Origin of the sequence: Catenulispora sp. EB89 (assembly GCF_041261445.1) — a bacterium.
Taxonomy (GTDB): Bacteria; Actinomycetota; Actinomycetes; order Streptomycetales; family Catenulisporaceae; genus Catenulispora.
Window position 1 is genome coordinate 404,480 of sequence record NZ_JBGCCU010000006.1, and the last position, 18,550, is coordinate 423,029.

Sequence of the window (18,550 nt, forward strand, 5' to 3'; positions counted from 1 at the left end):
GGGACTGAAGGCACCGACATGACTGTCACCGACACCAAGGCCGCGCCGGCCATCCCGGCGCCGGCCTCCGCGAAGCCCTCCCGCGAGGACGACCCGCGCAACCCGGTCAAGCGCCTGGAGCGGCTCTTCGACGCCGGCACCACGGAGCTGCTGACCCCGGTCGACGACTCCGGCTTCCTGGCCGCGGCCGGCCTGATCGACGGCCGTCCCACCGTGGCCTACGCCTCGGACGCCACGATCCAGGCCGGCGCCATGGGCGCCACCGGCTGCCAGGTGATCCTGACCGCCTACGAGCGCGCGCTGGCCGAGGGCTGCCCGATCGTCGCGCTCTTCCACTCCTCCGGCGCCCGCCTGCAGGAGGGTGTGGCCTCGCTGCACGCGGTGGGCCTGGTCTTCGCGGCCATGACCCGCGCCAGCGGCAAGATCCCGCAGATCTCCGTGGTCCTGGGCCCGGCGGCCGGCGGCGCGGCCTACGGCCCGGCGCTGACCGACATCGTGATCCTGGGCCCGGCCGGCCGCATCTTCGTCACCGGTCCGGACGTGGTCCGCTCGGTCACCGGCGAGGACGTGGACGCGCTGCGCCTGGGCGGCCCGGAGCCGCACGGCCGGCGCTCCGGCGTGGTGCACGTGGTCTGCGACACCGACGACACGGCGTACGCCAACGCCCGCAAGCTGGCCGCGCTGCTGGGCGACCAGGGCACGCTGGACGTCTCGGCGGTCGAGGACCGCGACCTGGCGCACCTGCTCCCGGCCTCTCCGAAGCGCGCCTACGACGTCCACCCGCTGGTGAACGCGGTGTTCGACAAGGCCGGCGTGGAGCTGCACCCGAAGTGGGCCCCGAACGTGGTGACCGCCCTGGGCCGGTTCGGCGGCCGCACGGTCGGCGTCGTCGCCAACAACCCGCTGCGCCTCGGCGGCTGCCTGGACTCCTCCTCGGCGGAGAAGGCGGCGCGCTTCGTCCGCATGTGCGACGCGTTCGGCGTCCCGCTGATCGTCCTGGTGGACGTCCCCGGCTACCTGCCGGGCGTCGGCCAGGAGTGGGACGGCGTGGTCCGCCGCGGCGCAAAGCTCCTGCACGCCTTCGCCGAATGCGTGGTCCCGCGCGTCACCCTGGTGACCCGCAAGACCTACGGCGGCGCCTACATCGCGATGAACTCCCGAGCCCTGGGAGCCACGAAGGTCTTCGCCTGGCCGACCGCCGAAGTCGCGGTCATGGGCGCGGTGGCGGCGGTCCGCATCATCCACCGCCGCAAACTCGCGGAGGTCTCCGAGGACATCCGCCCGCAGCTGGAGCAGGAACTGGCGGCCGAGCACGAGAAGGTCTCCGGCGGCGTCCAGCGCGCGATCGAGATCGGCGTGGTCGACGAGGTCGTGGAACCGAGCGTGTCGCGCGGCGCCATCGCGGCGGCGATCGCCGCAGCGCCCGGCGGGATCGGCGGGGACGCGCTGGTGCGCGGGCAGCACGGGAACATTCCGCTGTAGGTCTTCATCGATTCAGCCCCCGGCGTGGTGCTCCGGCACCGGTCGGGGGCTGATTCGTCTCTCGCGATGAGCAGCCTCAGCCCACGCAGGGACCGACGTCCTTCACCGGGAACGACGTCAGGTGCTCCAGCAGCGCGTCGAGCTCGCACGTCGCCAAGCAGATCCCCTGGTCCCCGCTGCCGTAATACAAATGCACCAGCCCGTCGATGACCAGCGCGCCGGACGGGAACGTCACCCGGTTCACCACCCCCGTCAGCTCCGCCTCGGTCTGCGGGGTCAGCAGCGGCGCGGGCGTGCGCGCGATCACCCGCCACGGCTCGGCCAGGTCCAGCAGCGCGACGCTGATCTGCCACTCCGGCTCCTCCTCGCTGTCGGAGTTGCAGTAGAAGAACAGCCAGCCGGCGTCAGTGCGGATCGGCGGGGCGCCGAGTTCCGGGCCGCGGCGGACCCGCTTCTTCGCCAGCTCCGCGCGGTCGCCGGGGATCAGGACAGCGGTGTCGTCGTAGTTGTCGATCGCGGCGGCGATGTGGCCTGGCGGCGGGTTCTTGACCGCGTCCAGGTCGTCGAAGACGGTGTGGATGATCGCCGCGCCGGGCGTGTCAGAGCACCAGGTGAAGAACCAGAGGTACTTGCCGTCGACCGGCTCCGGGAACAGCGTCGCAGCCTTCGACGGCGCGCCCTGCGGGCCGACGACGCCGTGCTTGGTGACGGTGTCGGCGCGCAGGTCCGGCGTCGTCGCCAGCGCGATGCGCACCTTGATGTCCGGCGGCGTGCCCTCGACGGCCGTGTAGTAGATGTAGTACTCGCCGTCGAGGTACACCACGCGCGGGTCCTCGCAACCCAGGCCGTGCTCGTAGGGCTGGTCCGGGGCGATCAGCGGCTCGGGGCGCCGGACGAAGTGCACGCCGTCGGTGCTGTCCGCGATCCCGATCGAGGAGACGTACTGCCCCGCGGTGCTGAACTCGACCCCGTTGGTCGCGCGGTACAGCATGTGGACGACGCCGTCCGCGCCCCGCACGACCGTGCCGTTGAGGACCGAGCCGGCCTCCCAGGGCTGGTCGGGGTTGCGACGCAGGATCGGGTTCGCGGGATGACGCTTCATCAACATGCAGTCATCCTGCCGTAGAAGCTAGCCCTCAAGCAGGACCCTGCCATAGTTCGCCATCGACCGGTTGTAGCGCGGCAGGTGCTTGGCCAGCGCGACCAGCACCAACGACAGCCCTTCGCGCTCCCGGCCGAGCGTGGCCAGGCACAGCGCGATCGTGGCGTCCAGCGCGTCGGACAGGTGGTCCTCGCCGCCGGTCTCCTTCTCCCTGAGCAGCGTGGCCAGCGCTTCGTCGACGCGGCCGACGTTCCGCAGCGAGCTGGACATCTGGATCACGGCCCGCCGCCGGTTCTCGCCGGTCAGGCCCCCGGTCTCCAGCGCCTGCGCGTACAGCGGCACGGCGAGGTCGGAGTGGCCCCAGCTGTCGCGGGCGCTCCCGCGGTGGAAGACGCCGTCGGCGTCACCCTCGGGCAGCTCGGCGGCGAGTGCGTCGACCTGCGCGATGAAGGCCTCCTCCGAGTAGTCGTCGATGGCCGCGAACAGCGCGGCGACCTGGCGGTTGACGTCGGCCTTCAGGGCGGCGGTCATGATCGTTCTCCGTTTCGTCAGGGTGTTCGGCGGTGCGAGGACGATCGTGCCGAAGCGCCGGGATCATGGATACTCTTTCGGTCACCACCGAAACACCTCCGATAGACCCAGCGCCCGGGAGAAGGAACCAGATGCCCATCAGCCTCGGCTTCGGCCCCGCCGACCTGGCCCGATGCCGGTTCGCCGTCTCGCCGGCCTTCGAGACGCTGTCCGCCATCCGCGACGCGACCGGCCCGCAGGGCCCCGGCGCGCACGGCCGCTGGCTGGAGAGCGTGCGCCCGGCCCTGCCCGGCCTCGACCTGGACCCGATCGTCCTGCTGCAACCGCGCCGCGGCTACACCCCGGACTTCCTCGCCCCGCCCCCGACCGCCCCGGTCGGCGACTTCGACGCCGAGCTGACCCGCATCGCCGCCACGCCCGAGCCCGTGGTGCGCCGCGAGATCGAGCTGGCGCTCCGGTACACCCCCGGCGCCCGCGACACCCCGACCGGCCGGCTGCTGCTCGGCCCGCCCGCCGAGGTCCTCAGCCTGCTGACGCAGCTGATCCGCGGCGCCTGGGAGACCCTGGTCGCCCCGCACTGGCCGCGGATCCGGGCGCTGCTGGAGGCCGACGTCGCGTACCAGTCCCGGCGCCTGGCCGAAGGCGGCCTGGACGGCCTGTTCGCCGGCCTGCACCCGACCGTGCACTGGACCGGCGACACCCTGATCCGCGACCCCGGCGGCGACGAGCACCACGACCTCGACGGCCGGGGCCTGATCCTGATGCCGACCGTCTTCAAGTGGGACGAGGTCGTCGTCATCACCGACGCGCCCTGGCAGCCGACCCTCGTCTACCCGGCGCGCGGCCTGGGCAACGCCTTCGAACCTCGCCGCGGGACGTCCGCCGCCGCCCTGGCCAAGCTCGTCGGCCGCACCCGCGCGCACCTGCTCACCGGGCTGGAGGAGCCGACCTCGACCAGCCTGCTGGCGCACCGGCACGCGTTGGCGCTCGGGACGGTCTCGGAGCACCTCACGGTCCTGCGGGAGGCTGGGATGGTCGTCGGGGAGCGGCACCGGCACGAGATCCGGTACCGGCGGACCGAGCTCGGCGACCGGGTCGTGCAGGGGCGTTAGCTCGTTCGGCGCCGAGCATCAGGCTTCGATCGCTCCGATCGCTTCATCGCTTCGATCGCCGAGACCTGATCCCCGATCACCACCCGCCGGCCGCCAACTCCCGCGTGACCTCCAGGAACGCCGCCAACGCCGGCGCGACCTCGCCCCCGCCCCACACCAGCCCGACCCGCCACCGCGCCGCCTCGTGATCGATCGGCACCCACCGGATCCGCTCCGGCGCGATCACCACCGGCGCCCGCGCCGACACCAGCGCCACCCCGACACCCGCCGCGACCAGCGCCATCACCGTCTGCAGATCGTTCGCGCGCTGCAATACCCGCGGTTTGATCCCCTCGGCGGCCAGATAGCGCTTCACCTGGTCGACGAACCCCGGCCCCCGGGTCTGCACCAGCGCCACCATCCCGTGCCGGCGGATCAGCTCCCGCACGCCGGGCCCGGTGTCGACGTTCCCCGGGACCGCCAGCGTCAGCCGGTCGACGCCGAGTTCGAGCACGGACAGGTCCGGGTCCACCGGCAGCCGCGCGAACCCGGCGTCCAACTGCCCCCGCCGCAGCCGCTCCAGCTGCACCGCCGAGGCCATGTCGTCGAGCGTGACGCCGACGTCGGGGTGCCGGCGCCGGAACTCGGCGACCGCGCGCGGCGCGAAGTCGATCGTCGACAGCCCGAACGCCAGCGCCAGCCGGCCCGCGCCGCCGGCCGTCAGCCGTCTGGCCCGCAGTTCGAAGCCGTCGAGCCGGTCCAGGGCCTCCCGGGCGTCGGGCAGCAGGGTGCGGCCGAGCGGGGTCAGGCGGGCGCCGAGGCGTCCGCGCCGGAACACCGCCCCGCCGATCCGCGCCTCCAGCGCCTGGATCTGCTTGGTCAGCGCCGGCTGGGTCACGGCCAGGGCCTTCGCCGCCGCGCCGAACGTGCCGTGGTCGGCGACCGCGACGAATGCCCGCACCAGCCGGTCTTCCATTCCCGCAGTTTATCGACAGCCTCGCGACATTCATTGGACTCATCGAAGGCGGCGGAGCTTGCATAGACGCATGATGCTTCGCGCCGCGACAGTCCAGTTCGAACCGAGCCCGGGCGCCAAGGAGGACAACCTGGCCCGGGTCGAGCACTTCGCCCGCGCCGCCGCGGCCGACGGCGTGCAGCTGGTCGCGTTCCCGGAGATGTGCCTGCTCGGATACTGGCACCTGACCAAGCGCGACGCCGGTTATCTGCACGCCGTCGCCGAGCCCGACGACGGCCCGAGCATCGCCCGGGTCCGCGCCCTGGCCGCCGAGCTGCGCCTCGGCATCGGCTTCGGGCTGCTCACCGAGCGCGACGGCTGGCTGTTCAACGCCTACGCCGTCTGTCTGCCCGACGGCACAGTGCACCTCCACCGCAAGCTGCACGCCTTCGAACACGAGGCGATCTCCTCCGGCAGCCGCTACACGGTGTTCGACACGCCGTGGGGCGTCCGGGTCGGGGTGCTGATCTGCTACGACAACAACCTCGTCGAGAACGTCCGCGCCACCGCGCTGCTCGGCGCCGAGGTGCTGCTGGCCCCGCACCAGACCGGCGGCACCAACTCGGTGAGCCCGCACGGGATGAAGCCGATCCCGGTGAGCGTCTGGGAGAACCGGCACACCGACCCGGCGGCCGTCCGGGACGCCTTCCGCGGCCCGAACGGCCGGGAGTGGCTGCTGCGCTGGCTGCCGTCCCGGGCCCACGACAACGGCCTGTTCGTGGTCTTCAGCAACGGCGTGGGCCGGGACGACGACGAGGTCCGCACCGGCAACGCGATGATCATCGACCCCTACGGCCGGATCCTCGCCGAGTCCGGGGCCGCGGCCGACGACATGGTCGCCGCCGACCTCGACCTGGACCTGGTGCCGACCGCCACCGGCCGGCGCTGGCTGCGGGCCCGGCGGCCGGAGCTGTACCGGCCGCTGACCACGAAGTACGGCGACGAGGTGGACGCACGGACGGCGCGGTTCAGCTGATCATGGCGCTTCCGGCGCCGAGCCGATCATCAGCCAGCTCAAATACCGGTCGCCGAAGACCACCCGTGAGGGTGAACGGCGCCATGATCCGGCGTCATGGTCCGGCGTCGTTGTCCGGCATCCGGGGCACCGCCCGGCGGGCATCACCCGACCTGATGCAACCACCGCACCGGCGCCCCCTCACCCGCGTACCGGAACGGCTCCAGCTCGTCGTCCCAGGGCTTGCCGAGCAGCGCCTCGACCTCGCGCTCCAGCGTGGACTCGCCACGGTGGGCCCGGGCCAGGGCGGCGCGCAGCCGGTCCTCGGCGATGACGATGTCGCCGTGCATGCCGGTAGCGGCCCGGTACACGCCGAGCGCGGGCGTGGAGGAGTAGCGCTCCCCCTCGGTCCCGTCCGACGGGTCCTCGGTGGCCTCGAAGCGCAGCTGCTGCCAGCCCCGCAGCTGCGAGGTGATGCTCGCGGCGGTCCCGGCCTGTCCGCGCCAGGACAGCTCGGCCCGCCACATGTGCGGTTCGGCGGGCTGGTGCGTCCAGTCGAGGCTGACGCGCACGCCGAGTACGCTCGCCACCGCCCACTCGATGTGCGGGCAGAGCGCGCGTGGAGCGGAGTGGATGTAGAGGACTCCGCTTGTCACTGTCTTGTTTGCCGACTGTGCCGTCATCGGGACCTCCTGGCTGTGCTGCGGCGAGGTTCGCCTTCCCCAGCGGCCTTGCCCGCACCACAACTCGTGGAGCCCCATGTCAGCGGCCTTTATTCTGCCGCACGCTCGGGGCGCGGCACCAGTTGTCTTAGTGCTCTTGCACTCTAAGCTCCCCGGCGGCCTGAGCACAGGCCGCCAATTGGGTGATCTCCAACCGCATCAGAACCCGCCAGACCCTATGAGTCCTTAGATATGATCGCTGATATGGGCAGACCGTCCTATACGCGACGGACTGTTCGGGGTTTTCCCTCCCACCGCCTATTCGCCGTCCGTCAGCCCTCGGACAATCACATCGATCGTCCGCCGCCGGGCGAAATCCTGCTCCTCGGCCGACAGGTGCCGCTCCAGCGGCCCGTCGACCAGCAGCAGCGCGAACCCGTGCACCATCGACCAGGCCGCGATGTCGGCGCCGGGCCGGCGGTCGGCGGGCATCCGCCCGGTCGCGACCAGGTCGTCGAGCAGCAACCCCAGCCCCTGGAAGGCACTGGTCTCGGAATACGGCTCGCCGCCGTAAACGTGCCCGGGCACGGTGTTCGTCCGGCAGAAGGCCGTCATGAACAGCCCGGCCTGCTCGATCGCGAAGTCGATGTAAGCGTGCGCCACCGCGCGTAGCCGGGCCACCGCGACCTCTCCGGGATCGCCGTCGGCCGGGACCCGCGCCACCGCCGCCGTCATCGCCTCGGCCAGCACCTCCAGCGCGCTGCGCTTCACCTCGTCCAGCAGCGCCTCGGCATCGGAGAAATGCCGGTAAGCCGCGGTCGCCGACACCCCGACCCGCCGCGCCACCTCGCGCAGCACCACCGCGTCCGGCCCGCCGGTCCGCGCCAGCTCCACCGCCGAATCCATCATGGCGTTGCGCAGGTCGCCGTGGTGGTAGCGGGTCCGGGGGGTGGTCTTCGACGTGGTCACCTGTTCATCGTGCCTCATGTTGACACCGTTAACAATGACCGGCATGCTCGATGTTAACGGCGTCAACTTGACGCGACGCCCGACCCGGAGGGGGTCTGTACAACCATGCTCGGAAGAATCGGCAGACTCGCGGTAGGGCGGCCCAAAGCCGTCCTGACGGCAGCATCGATACTGCTGGTGGCCATGGTCGTGGTCGGCATCGGCGCGTTCGGCGTGCTGAAGTCCGGCGGCTTCGACGACACCAGCTCCCAGTCCTGGCGGTCCCAGGAAGCGATCGACGCCCAGTTCGGCGGCCAGCCGAACCTGGTCCTGGTGGTCGGCGCCCGCACCGGCGACGTCGACAGCGGCGCCGCGGCGCAGGCCGGCCAGACGCTGACCCAGCAGCTGTCGACGGACCACGGCGTGAGCAACGTCGTGTCGTACTTCGCCAACCACAGCCCGGGCCTGCGCTCCACGGACGGCCACGAGGCGATGGTCCTGGTCCGCGTCCTGGGCGACGACAACCAGGTCGGCACGACCACGAACCGCCTGCTCGGCGCCTACGTCAAGGACAACGCGGCGGTGACGGTCCAGGCCGGCGGCGACGCGGCGGTGAACCACAACGTCACCGACCAGGTCACCAAGGACCTGGCGGTCGCGGAGTCGATCGCCGTCCCGCTGACCCTCATCCTGCTGGTCCTGGCCTTCGGCAGCCTGGTGGCCGCACTCCTGCCGCTGGCCATCGGCCTGGTCGCGATCCTGGGCACCTTCGCCGAACTGGCGATCCTGGGCCGCCTCACGGACGTCTCGGTCTTCGCGATCAACATCACCACCGCCCTGGGCCTGGGCCTGGGCATCGACTACGCGCTGCTGATGGTCGCCCGCTTCCGCGAGTACCTGTCGCAGGGCACAAGCGTCCAGGACGCGGTGCTCGGAACGATGCGCACAGCCGGCCGCACCATCGCCTTCTCGGCCCTGACGGTCGCCGCCGCCCTGGCCGCACTCCTGGTGTTCCCGCTCTACTTCCTGCGCTCGTTCGCCTACGCCGGCATCGGCGTGGTCGCGATCGCAGCCGCCAGCGCCCTGATCATCATGCCGGCGCTGCTGGCGGTCCTCGGCACCCGCGTCAACGCCGGCCGGCTGCCCTGGGCACGAGGTGCGCAGCAGGGCTCGGCGGCACCGGCGTGGGGCCGCCTGGCCTCGCTCGTGATGAAGCGCCCCGCCCTGATGGCGCTGCCGGTGGTGGCGGTCCTGGCGTTCCTGGCCACGCCGCTCTTGGGGGCGTCCTTCGGCACCCCCGACGAAACGGTGCTGCCGACCAGCGCCCCGGCGCGCCAGGCCGCGGACGCCCTGCACAACGACTTCCAGGGCAACCAGGCGACGGCGGTCCAGATCGTCACGACGGGCCCGGCCGACACCGCTTCGGTGAGCACGTACGCGGCGAAGCTCTCGACCCTGCCGGGCGCGGTCCGCGTGGACAGCAGCGCGGGCTCGTACGCCCACGGCGCGTCGCTGGGCATGAACCCGTCCGACGCCGGCATGGCGGCGAAGACCGCCCAGGAACTGACGGTGTTCACCTCCTCGGACGGCCACTCGGCCGCGGCGGAGCAGCTGGTCCGGGACGCCCGCGCGATCCCGGGCCCGGCGGGCACGTCGACCCTGATCGGCGGCGAGACGGCACGGCTGATCGACTCCGAGCACGGGATCACGGCGCGGCTGCCGTACGCGATCGCGTGGGTGGTGCTGACGACGTTCATCGTGCTGTTCCTGTTCACCGGCAGCGTCACCCAGCCGCTGCGGGCACTGGTGCTGAACACACTGGGACTGTCGGCGTCGATCGGAACGATGGTGTGGGTCTTCCAGCAGGGACACCTGTCCGGACTGCTGGGCTTCACACCACGTCCGATGGACACGGCGATGACAGTGCTGTTGTTCTGCATCGCCTTCGGACTGTCGATGGACTACGAGGTCTTCCTCACGAGCCGCATCAAGGAACTCCACGCCCAAGGCGCGGACCTGCACCACTCGGTGAGCGAGGGCCTGGCCCGAACCGGCCGCATCGTCTCGACGGCGGCAGGCCTGCTCGCGGTGAGCTTCTTCGCCTTCGGAACGGCATCAGTGAGCTTCCTGCAGTTCTTCGGCCTGGGCTGCGGCATCGCAATCCTGATCGACGCCCTCCTGATCCGCGGCATCCTGGTCCCCGCCGCCATGCGCATCCTGGGACGCAGCGCCTGGTGGGCCCCGGGCCCGCTGCGGTGGGTGCACGAACGGTTCGGCGTGAGCGAGGACGCGGGCGAGGACATCGGCACCGACAGCGGCGCGGGCCGGCCGGTGGAGCTGGTCGGATCTTCACGCGAGGGGGCGTAGGACGTTGCTGGCGCTGAATGCCTAGCGCTTAGCGCCCAGGTCCCCAGTACGCAGAGCTCCAGTGTGTAGGGCCCCGCCCTACCAAGGGGGCTGACCACCTCAAATAAGGAGCGCGCGCCACCGGATCCACTTCAGGATCGGCGGCGCGCGCTCCACCGTCAACGCCCAGGCCCGAAATCCGCCGCGAAGTTGGGCCGAACGTGGGCGTGGCGCTGCGGCCAGTTTGCGGTTCACAGGCGATTTTTACGGCTTCGCCTAAGGTTTGATGACCTCGCGGGGGGACGCAGTTCGGATGCGCAGCGCAAGGTCCGCTGGCGGCCGCCGGTGCCGGTGGACACGACCGCGCGCCGCCCCGAGTCGCAGCTCGCGGCCCTTCGGCGGCCGGCGGTTTGCACGAAGCCACCGAGGTCCAAGATCTCAGCCGCGGCGGCTCGGCTTTGGTCGCCCGGGCTGCGGTCTGAGCGTGGGCAACCGGACCTAGCCCCAGATCGACCGCCGCCACCGCCGCCGCGAACCCGGCCTCGCCACCCCACACACCCGCCGCCGCAGACGCCGCCCCGAACTCAGCACGGCCGCCCGCGCGACCGCCACCGCTGCCGCGAACCCCAGCCCCGCACACCCGCCGCACCCTCCGCCGCAAAAACCCGACCCCCCCAAACCGCCCGCGCCCACCAGACCGCAGCCGCGCCGCCCCGCGTACCCGCCGCCACCGCCGGCGGCCGTCGCCGCCCGCCGCGAACCTCAGCCCAGCCACCCAGCACACCCGCCGCCGGCCGCCGCCGCCCGCCGCGAACCCGGCCTCGCCGCCCCGCACACCCGCCGCCGCCGTCGGCCGCCCGCGAACCCGCCACCACTGCCGCGAACCCCAGCCCGGCTAACCGCAGGCCTGCCGCGCCCGCCGCCGCAAAAACCCGACCCACCCGCCCGCGCCCACCAAACCGCAGCCACCCACCTCAACCCCAAGCCGGCCGCCCGCACCCCGACGTCACCACCAACCGCCCCTCACCCCGCCCGCACCACATTCGCCAACTCCTCCCCCGCCGCGAACCGCCGTAGCTGCGCATCGATCATTCGCAACGCCCGCGGCAGAAACGCCGTCGTAGCGCCCCCCACGTGCGGCGTGATCAGCACGTTCGGCGTCTGCCACAGGGGGTGGTCCGGGGGCAGGGGCTCCGGGTCCGTGACGTCCATCGCCGCGCGCAGTCGCCCCGAGGCGCACTCCGCCATCAGCGCGTCGGTGCGCACCACCACGCCGCGCGCCACGTTCACCAGCAGCGCGCCGTCCTTCATCCGGGCCAGGAAGCGCGCGTCGACCATGCCGCGCGTCTCGTCCGTCGCCGGCACCATCACGATCACCACGTCCGCCTGCGGCAGCAGTGCGTCGATCTCCGTGAAGGCGTGCACGCCTTCGCGCGCCGTCCGTGCCACGCGCAGCACTTCGACCTCGAAGCCGGCCAGGCGGCGCTCGATCGCGGAGCCGATGGAGCCATAGCCGAGGATCAGGACCGTCTTGTCGGCCAGCGCGTCGTCGACCGCGTCGATGTCGGCCTTGTACGTCGGCTGCCACTCGCCGCGCTCCGCATGCCGCACGTAGCGCGGGATGCCCCGCAGCGCCGACAGGGTCAGCGTCACCGCCAGCTCCGCCGTCGAGGCGTCGTGGAGTCCGCGGGCGTTGCACAGCGTGACGCCGTCGGGCACGTACGGCAGCACGTTCTCGTACCCGGCCGTCAGCGTCTGCGCCACCTTCAACCGCGGCATCCGCCCCATGAACTCCGGGTGCGCGTTGACGAACATGTACGGCAGCACGAAGAACTCGACCTCGTCGATCGACTCCGGCACCCCGCCCGGCGCGTCGAGGTCCCGGCCGGTGAACACGTCGGCCACCAGCCCCTCGGGCACCTCCTTCGCGGACTGTCCGTAAGGCACCCATACCCGGCGTGAGCTTGTCTGCGGCATGGAACGCACTCTACCGACCGCACCCCCGCCGCTAGGGTGACGCCATGACGATCACACCGGACACCAAGAACTGGACGTGGGTCCTCCAGCGCCCCTGCCCGGAGTGCGGCTTCGCGGCCGGCGCCGTCGCCCGCGAGCAGATCCCGGCCCTGCTGCGCGCCAACGCCGAAGCCTGGCGCGCCTACTTCGCCGAGCACGGCGCCGCGCACGTCCGCACGCGCCCGGAGCCGGCCAAGTGGTCGCCGCTGGAGTACGCCTGCCACGTCCGCGACTGCAACCAGGTCTACCTGCGCCGCGTCGAGCTGATGGTCGAGCAGGACGACCCGCAGTACGCGAACTGGGACCAGGACGCCACGGCGGTGGACGACAAGTACGGCGAACAGGACCCTGACACCGTCATCGCAGCACTCGTAGACACCACCGACACGATCGCCGCGAAGTTCGAATCAGTGCCCGAAGACGAGTGGCAGCGCACCGGCCACCGCGGCGACGGCTCCGACTTCACGATCGAGTCGCTGGCCCGCTACTTCGTCCACGACCCGATCCACCACCTGTGGGACGTGACCGGCCGCCGCCACGAAGGCTGACGACCGAGGGCCCAAGCGCTGAAGTCCGGCGTCACACCCCGAAGATCCGCGCCGCGTTCCCGTGGCACACGGCGCGGAGCCAGTCGTCCCCGAAATCGAGGCGGGACAAGGCTTCCAGCGCCTGTGTGTAGGAGTAGGGGATGTTCGGGAAGTCGCTCCCGAACAGGATCCGGTCTTCGAACTCTGCGATCCGCTTCCGGTCCCGGTCCGACAGCTCGACGCGCCCGAAGAAGTCCGTGAACGCCATCGTGGTGTCGAACAGCACGCCGTCATACCGCTCGGCCAGGTCGAGGAACTCGACGTACTCGGGCATCCCGAAGTGCGCCACGATCAGCCGCAGCGTCGGGTGCGCGGCCAGCACCGGCGCCATCGCCGCCGGGCCCGTGAAGCGGGTCGCGACCGGCCCCGAACCGCAGTGCGCGATCACCGGCACTCCGGCCTCCGCCAGCGCCCCCCACACCGGATCCAGCAGCGGATCGGCGGGATCGTAGTCGCCGACCTGGATGTGCGCCTTGAAGACGCGGGCCCCGGCCTCGATCGCCGCCGGGACGTAGGCGGCGGCCTCCGGCTCGGGGAAGAACGTGGCGCTGTGCAGGCAGTCGGGGGTGCGGGCGGCGAAATCGGCGGTCCAGGCGTTCAGACTCTCGGCCATGCCCGGCTTGTGCGGATAGGCCAGCGAGGTGAAGGCGAGGAGGCCGAAGCCGCGCAGGATCTCCAGCCGCTGCTCCTCGTCCTGGCGGTAGCGGATCGGCCATTCGCGGCCGATCAGCGGCCCGGCGGCGTCGAAGTAGGCCCGGATGCGGTCCAGGAGGCGGTGCGGCATGAAGTGGGTGTGGACGTCGATCAGGCCCGGCAGGCCCAGCGCCTGCCAGAAGCGGCGGACGTCGGAGGTCTCCTCGGCCGTGGCCGCGCGATCTGTTTCCGGCACAAGATCCGTTTCCGACACAAGATCTTTCTCAGGCACGCGATCTGTCTCTGACACAAGATCTACCGTAGCTCGCCGAACTTCCGGCCGAGCGGGCGCCGGGCATGGAAATCAGGGCTCTCATCAGTCGTACCGATGGCGGCCGGGCCGTAGAAGTCGGGCCTGTTATTAGCACGGCGGCGCCCGGCTTCTGCGCCAGTCACTGAAACGCTGTCAGCACAACCGAAACTGCGGCAGCCGCAACCCGCCGCCGCGCCCGACCACTCTCGCCGACGCGCCCGAAACCTCGCCGCGCTCACTCCCCCCGCCGCCCCGCCAACCGCATATGAATGTCCTCCAACGACTCCGCCACCACAGCCCGCATAGCCACCTCCGCCCGCCCCGGGTCCCCCGCCGCGACCGCCACCGCCACCGCGTCGTGCCGGTCCGCGTCGGCGGGATCCGGCGCGGTCGGCAGCAGCTTCAGCGCCGCGCGCCCGCGCAGCAGCTCCTCCGTCACCGGCGCCAGCTGCGCGAACAGCGGGTTGCCGCACATGCCCAGCACCAGCCGGTGAAAGTCGACGTCCGCCTCCAGGAACGACGTCCGGTCCCCCACCGCCGCCGCCGCGCGCATCCGCGCCGAGCTCTCCAGCAGGCTCGTGCGCTTCGCCCGGTCCGCCTGCCGAGCGGCCGCGGCCGCAGCCGCCGGCTCCACCGCGCCGCGCAGTTCCGTCAGTTCGTCGAGCACCGTCGCGCGCTCCGTTCCGGCCAGGCGCCAGCGGATCACGTCCGGGTCGTACAGGTGCCATTCCCGCACCGGCCGTACCGTCAGTCCCACACGCGGGGAGCTGCGCAGCAGGCGCTTCGACTGCAGGGCCTGGACCGCCTCGCGCACCACCGTGCGGCTGACGCCGAAGCGCTCCGCGAGGTCGTCGGTGCGGAGCACGTCGCCGGGGTTGTGGCGGCCGCCGGCGATGGCGTGGCCGAGGTCGTCCGCGACCTTGCCGGCCAGTCCTTTGCCCAACTCCGGCATGCCGTTCCTCCCGTTGCCAGGTCCTGTGCGGGTGAGTCCGAGACCATCATCGCGCCACCATCGCCGGTTCAGCGCCCCGGCGCGAGTCGTTTCGTATTACGGAATAGTCACCACCTCTTCAATCGTCATACTTTTTGGCCTACCGTGACGCGTGGCGCGTCACGAGGTGTCGCGTACGGGGTCAAAGGAGACTGAACCGTGAATGCCGCATCGCCCGCAGCATTGCCCGCCGTGCCGGGCGCGCTACCGCCCATCCTGCTCATCACCGGGGTCTCCGGCAGCGGGAAGACCACCATCGGCTCGCTGCTCGCCGGCCGGCTGGGCTGGGAGTACGCCGAGGCGGACGCCTTCCATCCGGCCGCCAACATCGCCAAGATGTCCGCCGGGCATCCGCTGACCGACGAGGACCGGTGGCCCTGGCTGGACAACATCGGGCGCTGGATCGACGAGACCACGGCCCGCGGGCGGCCCGGCGTCGTCACCTCCTCCGCGCTCAAGCGCGTCTACCGCGACCGGCTGCTGGCCGGGCGTCCGCAGGTGCGCCTGATCTACCTGGACGCCGACCGCGAGACCGTGGCCCGGCGGCTCACCGCGCGCAACGGCCACTTCTTCCCGCCGGAGCTCCTCGACTCGCAGTTCGGGGACCTGGAGCCGCCGGCCGACGACGAGCACCCGGTGCGCGTCAAGGTCGACGACCACGACTCGCCGCTGACCGTCGCCGAGCGCCTGATCCGTGCCGAGAAGCTGGAAGCCGTCGAGGCCGAGCACGACCGGGACGAAGCCGCGCATGACGAGCCCGGCGCAGCGCACCACGACACCGCGGCTGGCAACGCCGACACGGTCGCCACGGCCAACACGGCCGACACCGCCGGCAACGCCGACAAGGAGGCCGGCGCATGATCGCAGCGATAGCGGCCCACCCGGCCCTCGCCGAAGCCGCCGCCAAAACCGCCAAATCCACCGCCTGGACCGGCCACGACACCCGCCTGATCCTCGTCGCCCTGGCCGGCATCGCCCTGGTCGTCCTGATGACCGCGGTGACGAAGATCCACCCCTTCCTCGCCCTGCTCATCGGCGGCCTGTTCGTCGGCATCGCCGGCGGCATCCCGGTCGACAAGCTCCTGTCGACCACCGAGACCGGCGTCGGCGGCGTCCTGGGCAACGTCGGCGTGATCGTGGCCCTGGGCGCCATGCTCGGCAAGATGCTGGTCGACTCCGGCGGCGCCGACCGGCTGGTCGGCGCGATCGTCGACCGGGTCGGCGAGAAGCGCGCGCCGTGGGCGATGGTGGTGGCCGCGATGGTCGTCGGCATCCCGATGTTCTTCGAGGTCGGCCTGGTCCTGATGGTCCCGATCATCTACCTGGTCTGGAAGCGCACCGGCGGCTCGATCCTGCGCGTGGGCATCCCGGCGCTGGCCGGCCTGTCGATCCTGCACGGCCTGATCCCGCCGCACCCCGGGCCGCTGGTGGCGATCAACGCCCTGCACGCGGACCTCGGCACCACGCTGCTGTTCGGCGTCATCGTCGCGATCCCGACCGCGATCATCGGCGGCCCGCTCTACGGCACCTGGATCTCCAAGCGCGTGCACCCGCACCCGCCGGAGACCCTGGCGGCGCAGTACACGACGACCGAGCGGACCGACGGCAAGACCCCCTCGGTGCTCACCACCCTCTCGGTGATCCTCCTGCCGGTGGCCATCATGCTGGTCAAGACGGTGGTCGACATCGCCGACAGCAGCCCGACCTCCGAGCTGCACAAGGTGATGGACTTCGTCGGCGACCCGATCATGGCGATGATCGTCGGCGTGGTCTACGCCGTGTTCGCCTTCGGCTTCGGCCGCAAGGCCTCCGACGTCATGGGCGCCGCGCTCGGCCCGATCGCGGGCATCCTGCTGATCATCGGCGCCGGCGGCGGCTTCAAGCAGATGCTGGTCGGCACCGGCATCGCCGACTCGATCGGCAAGGCCGCGAACAACTCGCACCTGTCGCTGCTGCTGCTCGCCTGGCTGATCGCGGTCGGTATCCGGCTGGCCACGGGATCGGCGACGGTGGCGACCGTCACCGCCTCCGGCATCATCGCGCCGATCGCGGCGAGCCACACGAACACCTCCACCGCGCTGCTGGCGCTGGCCGTGGGCTCCGGCTCGCTGTTCCTGTCGCACGTCAACGACGCCGGTTTCTGGCTGGTTAAGGAGTTTTTCGGCATGGACGTCAAGCAGACGTTCAAGTCGTGGTCCGCGATGGAGACGATCCTGTCGACCGTATCCATCGTGGTCATCCTGATCCTCGGAACCTTCGTGCACTAGTGTGCGGCGGCATGGGACTGCTCATGCTGCCGGTTTTGGCGCTGCTCACGCTGCTTTCGGCGTGGGCAGTGTCTGTTTCGCCCTTTTGGCTTTTCGCCCTGATCCCGCTCGCCCTCCTGCTGGCGCTCGGGATCTCCGACGTGCTGCAGCCGCGGCGCTCCATCCTGCGCAACTTCCCGGTCCTGGGCCACGCGCGCTTCATGATGGAGTACATACGCCCCGAGATCCAGCAGTACTTCATCGAGACGAACACCGGCGGGCGTCCCTTCGACCGCGACACCCGCTCGGTGGTCTACGAGCGGGCCAAGGGCATCCACGGCGACCAGGCGTTCGGGACCGAGCTGGACGTCGAGTCCTCGGGCTACGAGTTCTTGGAGCACTCGATGTCGCCGTTGCAGCCGACACCGGAGCAGCCGCGCGTGCTCGTAGGCGGCCCGGATTGCAGGCATCCGTATGAGATGGCGCTGCTGAACGTCTCGGCGATGAGCTTCGGCGCCTTGTCCGCCAACGCGATCCTGGCGTTGAACAAGGGTGCCAAGGCCGGCGGCTTCGCCCACGACACCGGCGAGGGCGGCATCTCGCCGTACCACCGCGAGGGCGGCGGCGACCTGGTCTGGGAGATCGGGTCCGGCTACTTCGGCGCGCGGACCGCCGACGGGAACTTCGACCCCGACAAGTTCCGCGACAAGGCCGCCGACCCGCAGATCAAGTGCGTGGAGCTGAAGCTGAGCCAGGGCGCGAAGCCTGGGCTCGGCGGCGTGCTGCCGGGGCCGAAGGTGACGCGGCAGATCGCCGACATCCGCGGCGTCCCGGCGGGCGTCACGGTCATCAGCCCGCCGTCGCACAAGGTCTTCAGCACGCCGCGCGAGCTCGTGCTGTTCATCGCGAAGATGCGGGAGCTGTCCGGCGGCAAGCCCACCGGCTTCAAGCTGTGCGTGGGCTCGCGGCGCGAGTTCCTGGCCGTCTGCAAGGCGATGCTGGCCGAGGGCGTGACGCCGGACTTCATCGTGGTCGACGGCTCCGAAGGCGGCACCGGCGCGGCGCCGCTGGAGTTCGAGGACAACGTCGGGACGCCGCTCACCCACGGCCTGCTGACGGTGCACAACGCGCTGGTCGGCGTGGGGCTGCGGGACCGGATCCGGATCGGCGCCAGCGGCAAGATCGCGCGCGGGACCGACATCGTGAAGCGCATCGCCCAGGGCGCCGACTACACCAACGCCGCGCGCGCCATGATGATGGCCGTCGGCTGCATCCAGGCGCAGAAGTGCCACACCAACCACTGCCCGGTCGGCGTCGCGACCCAGGACCCGAAGCGCTACCGGGCCCTGGACGTGCCGGACAAGGCGCTGCGCGTGCAGCGCTTCCAGTCCGCGACGGTCGCCGAGGCGCAGCAGCTCATCGCCGCGATGGGCCTGAGCGGCCCGCACGAGCTGCGGCCGGAGATGGTGCAGCGGCGCGTGAGCCAGCGCAAGACGAGCACGTACGCAGAGCTCTACCACTACCTGCGGCCGGGCGAACTGCTCGCCGAGCCGGTCCCGGGCTGGGACGAGGACTGGCAGGCCGCCGATCCGGACACGTTCCGGGCGGTGGGGGTGAAAAAGGCCTAGCGCG

The 18,550-nt window shown here is 71.5% G+C and carries 15 protein-coding genes and 1 pseudogene; 8 read left to right on the forward strand and 8 right to left on the reverse strand.

Annotated elements, in window-relative coordinates:
• Positions 1 to 18 precede the first annotated feature (18 nt).
• Positions 19 to 1,482 (forward strand): acyl-CoA carboxylase subunit beta, encoded by a 1,464-nt coding sequence (locus ABH920_RS16160; RefSeq protein ID WP_370349793.1) that lies wholly within the window; start codon positions 19 to 21, stop codon positions 1,480 to 1,482.
• 76 nt (positions 1,483 to 1,558) lie between these two features.
• On the opposite strand, the gene ABH920_RS16165 is transcribed toward ABH920_RS16160, so the two are convergent.
• Positions 1,559 to 2,590: a hypothetical protein gene (locus ABH920_RS16165; protein ID WP_370349795.1), complete on the reverse strand. Its 1,032-nt coding sequence runs from the start codon at positions 2,588 to 2,590 to the stop codon at positions 1,559 to 1,561.
• 21 nt (positions 2,591 to 2,611) lie between these two features.
• Positions 2,612 to 3,115 carry a tetratricopeptide repeat protein gene (locus ABH920_RS16170; protein WP_370349796.1) on the reverse strand — a complete coding sequence of 168 codons (504 nt, stop codon included), beginning with the start codon at positions 3,113 to 3,115 and terminating at the stop codon, positions 2,612 to 2,614.
• Positions 3,116 to 3,246: 131 nt separating this feature from the next.
• Between ABH920_RS16170 and ABH920_RS16175 the strand changes: the two genes are divergently transcribed.
• Positions 3,247 to 4,227 carry a DUF5937 family protein gene (locus tag ABH920_RS16175; RefSeq protein WP_370349797.1) on the forward strand — a complete coding sequence of 327 codons (981 nt, stop codon included), beginning with the start codon at positions 3,247 to 3,249 and terminating at the stop codon, positions 4,225 to 4,227.
• A gap of 76 nt (positions 4,228 to 4,303) precedes the next feature.
• Here ABH920_RS16175 and ABH920_RS16180 read toward each other — a convergent pair whose 3' ends face one another.
• Entirely contained in the window at positions 4,304 to 5,182 is an 879-nt protein-coding gene (locus tag ABH920_RS16180; protein WP_370349798.1) for a LysR family transcriptional regulator, read from the reverse strand.
• Positions 5,183 to 5,255: 73 nt separating this feature from the next.
• Here ABH920_RS16180 and ABH920_RS16185 point away from each other — a divergent pair, with 73 nt between their 5' ends.
• Positions 5,256 to 6,197 (forward strand): nitrilase family protein, encoded by a 942-nt coding sequence (locus ABH920_RS16185; protein WP_370349892.1) that lies wholly within the window; start codon positions 5,256 to 5,258, stop codon positions 6,195 to 6,197.
• 143 nt (positions 6,198 to 6,340) lie between these two features.
• Here ABH920_RS16185 and ABH920_RS16190 read toward each other — a convergent pair whose 3' ends face one another.
• Together ABH920_RS16190 and ABH920_RS16195 are read right to left on the reverse strand one after the other, a co-directional pair.
• Positions 6,341 to 6,859, reverse strand: a complete 519-nt coding sequence (locus ABH920_RS16190) for a DUF3145 domain-containing protein (RefSeq protein WP_370349799.1) — start codon at positions 6,857 to 6,859, stop codon at positions 6,341 to 6,343.
• Positions 6,860 to 7,156: 297 nt separating this feature from the next.
• The gene (locus tag ABH920_RS16195) at positions 7,157 to 7,825 is read right to left on the reverse strand and encodes a TetR/AcrR family transcriptional regulator (RefSeq protein ID WP_370349800.1); all 669 of its coding nucleotides are present in this window, start codon (positions 7,823 to 7,825) and stop codon (positions 7,157 to 7,159) included.
• 87 nt (positions 7,826 to 7,912) lie between these two features.
• Here ABH920_RS16195 and ABH920_RS16200 point away from each other — a divergent pair, with 87 nt between their 5' ends.
• Positions 7,913 to 10,153, forward strand: coding sequence for an MMPL family transporter (locus ABH920_RS16200; RefSeq protein ID WP_370349801.1), 2,241 nt, complete (start codon positions 7,913 to 7,915; stop codon positions 10,151 to 10,153).
• Positions 10,154 to 11,155: 1,002 nt separating this feature from the next.
• Here ABH920_RS16200 and ABH920_RS16205 read toward each other — a convergent pair.
• On the reverse strand, positions 11,156 to 12,109 hold the full coding sequence (locus tag ABH920_RS16205; RefSeq protein WP_370349802.1) for a 2-hydroxyacid dehydrogenase: 954 nt from the start codon (positions 12,107 to 12,109) through the stop codon (positions 11,156 to 11,158).
• Positions 12,110 to 12,153: 44 nt separating this feature from the next.
• Here ABH920_RS16205 and ABH920_RS16210 point away from each other — a divergent pair, with 44 nt between their 5' ends.
• The gene (locus ABH920_RS16210) at positions 12,154 to 12,696 is read left to right on the forward strand and encodes a DinB family protein (RefSeq protein WP_370349803.1); all 543 of its coding nucleotides are present in this window, start codon (positions 12,154 to 12,156) and stop codon (positions 12,694 to 12,696) included.
• A 31-nt stretch (positions 12,697 to 12,727) separates the two neighbouring features.
• Here ABH920_RS16210 and ABH920_RS16215 read toward each other — a convergent pair whose 3' ends face one another.
• Together ABH920_RS16215 and ABH920_RS16220 are read right to left on the reverse strand one after the other, a co-directional pair.
• Positions 12,728 to 13,624 carry an amidohydrolase family protein gene (locus tag ABH920_RS16215; RefSeq protein WP_370349804.1) on the reverse strand — a complete coding sequence of 299 codons (897 nt, stop codon included), beginning with the start codon at positions 13,622 to 13,624 and terminating at the stop codon, positions 12,728 to 12,730.
• Between the two features lie 292 nt (positions 13,625 to 13,916).
• Positions 13,917 to 14,633, reverse strand: a complete 717-nt coding sequence (locus tag ABH920_RS16220; protein ID WP_370349805.1) for a FadR/GntR family transcriptional regulator — start codon at positions 14,631 to 14,633, stop codon at positions 13,917 to 13,919.
• A gap of 231 nt (positions 14,634 to 14,864) precedes the next feature.
• On the opposite strand from ABH920_RS16220, the pseudogene ABH920_RS16225 reads away from it, so the two are divergent.
• The 3 genes and pseudogenes from ABH920_RS16225 to ABH920_RS16235 all read left to right on the forward strand — a co-directional run.
• Positions 14,865 to 15,416 (forward strand): annotated as a pseudogene (locus tag ABH920_RS16225) (gluconokinase); the annotation flags it as partial.
• A 113-nt stretch (positions 15,417 to 15,529) separates the two neighbouring features.
• Complete coding sequence (locus ABH920_RS16230) at positions 15,530 to 16,939, forward strand: GntP family permease (protein WP_370349806.1); 1,410 nt, start codon at positions 15,530 to 15,532, stop codon at positions 16,937 to 16,939.
• Between the two features lie 11 nt (positions 16,940 to 16,950).
• Entirely contained in the window at positions 16,951 to 18,546 is a 1,596-nt protein-coding gene (locus ABH920_RS16235) for an FMN-binding glutamate synthase family protein (RefSeq protein ID WP_370349807.1), read from the forward strand.
• Positions 18,547 to 18,550 lie beyond the last annotated feature (4 nt).